The sequence below is a fragment of the Mycobacterium sp. TH-M15 genome (assembly GCF_057473705.1).
Map to the genome: position 1 here is coordinate 1 of NZ_JBYCLB010000616.1, position 2,062 is coordinate 2,062.

At 71.7% G+C, this 2,062-nt stretch carries 2 protein-coding genes; both read right to left on the reverse strand.

The annotated features are described in order from the left end of the window. Positions 1 to 1,735: fatty acyl-AMP ligase (locus AC2VNT_RS15085; protein ID WP_486947627.1), on the reverse strand; the 1,735-nt coding region annotated here is incomplete at its 3' end. 83 nt (positions 1,736 to 1,818) lie between these two features. Then, a partial coding sequence (locus AC2VNT_RS15090) for a hypothetical protein (RefSeq protein WP_486947628.1) occupies positions 1,819 to 2,062 on the reverse strand: 244 nt, incomplete at its 5' end.

The following is a 2,062-nucleotide window of genomic DNA, read 5'->3' on the forward strand; positions in this document are numbered from 1 at the left end:
CTGCCCGCTGTTCGGCGGTGGGCGGCGCCGGGGCGCCGGCGTCATCCGGCGGCGCCGGCGCCCGCCACTCGGCCACCGGCTCCAACTCGCCGTCGAGGGCCTGCTGCCGGCAGGCCTGCCGCTGGATCTTGCCGCTGGACGTGGTGGGGATGGTCATCGTCTCGACCAACAGCACGGCGTGTGGTTCGACGCCGTGGCGTTCGCAGACCGCGTCGCGCACGATGTCGAGAACGCCGGGCAGGTCGGCGACGCCGGCCCGGTCGCGGTCCAGCTCCTGCACCACGACAAGCTGTTCGGTGCCACCGAACTCGGCGGAGAACGCCGCGCCCCGGCCGGCGAGCAGCGCCGGATGGGCGTCTTGCACGGTGATCTCGATGTCGTTGGGGTAGTACTTGCTGCCGCGGATGACGATCAGGTCCTTGCACCGCCCGGTGATGAACAGTTCGCCGTCGCGCAGGAACCCCAGGTCCCCGGTGCGCAGGAACGGGCCCTCCCCGGTCTCGGCCAGCATCGCCGAGAACGCCTGCTCGGTCTCCTTGGGCCGCCCGAGGTAGCCCTGGGCGACGCTGGGCCCGGCGACCCAGATCTCGCCGACCTCGTCCGGTCCGCACTCGCGGTGGGTCTCCGGGTCGACGACGGCGACCCGCTGGCGGCCACGGACCCGGCCGCAGCCGACGAACCCGACACCGCGCTGATCCTTCGGCGTGGTCTCGACGACCCGGTCCTCGCCGAGCGCGGCCCGGTCCAGGTGCAGCACCACGGGTGCCGGCGCGTCGGACCCGCCGGAGACCAGCAGGGTGGCCTCGGCCAGCCCGTACACCGGCATGAACGCGGCCGCCGAGAAACCGGCCTTGCCGAAGGCCCGGCTGAACCGCTGAAGGGTCGCCGGACGCACCGGCTCAGCGCCGTTCATGGCCGTGGCCAGGTTGGACAGGTCGAGGCTGGCGCGCTGCTTGGCGGTGGTGTCCGCGACGCACTTGTCGTAGGCGAAGTTCGGCGCGACGGTGTAGGTGGCGCGATACCGGGACAGCGCCTGCAGCCAGCGCATCGGGCGGGTGATGAACGCGGTCGGCGACATCAGCACGGTGGTGCAGCCGATGTGCACCGGGTTGAGGATCCCTCCGATCAGACCCATGTCGTGGTGCTGTGGCAGCCAGAACAGCGCGATATCGCGGTCGTCACCGCCCCACGCCTGCCGGATCGCCTCCAGGTTGTGCAGCAGGTTGCCGTGGGTGACCACGGTGCCCTTCGGCGCCTTGGTCGACCCGGAGGTGTACTGCACCAGCGCCGGGGAGTCGGCGTCGATGTCGGGCGCGACCCAGGCGTCGGCCTGCGCCTCGGCTGGGTCGGTGTCGCACCACTGCAGGGCCCGGCCGGCCAGCTCGTCGACCGCGGTGCCGACTTTGGCCCGGGTATCGGCTGCGGCGACGACGAAGTCGGCCTGCGCGTCGGGAACCACCATCGACAGGCGGGGCAGCCGTCCGTGCACCGGCACGGCGACCGCGCCGGCGTAGACGCAGCCGAAGAAGCCGACGACGTTGTCCAGGCCCGGACGGCAGACGAGCAGCACGCGCCGGCCGGACGCGCCCTGCCGTTGCAGCGCGGCTGCGACCGCGCGCGCCCGCGAGTCGAGTTCGCGGTAGGTCAGCCGGTCGTGTTCTTCGGCACCGTCCGGTGCGAAGCGGAACGCGACCTTGTCGCCGTAGCGCTCGGCCTGCCGCCGCAGCAGGCCCACCAGGGTGTGCGCAGCCGGCGCGGCCGGACGCGACCCATCCTCAGCATCGTCCGCCGGAGGTGTCGACCGGTCACATGGTGTTTTCACAGGTTGTGGCCGAGTCTCGGAGCTGGGATTTTCACCATCCAGTCCCGCCGCTGCGACTGTCCCGCGGCCACGTCCTGGGTTCCGATCCCGCCCCCGAGTGTGGTGCCGTGCATCGACGCCATGACGTCGACCGCGTTGCGGTACGCGGCGTAGCGCTGCTGAAGCTCGGTGTTCAGATTGGCGACGTCGATGTAGCCGAAGTCGACCTGCAACACCATCTCGTCGACTCGGAGGCGGTGC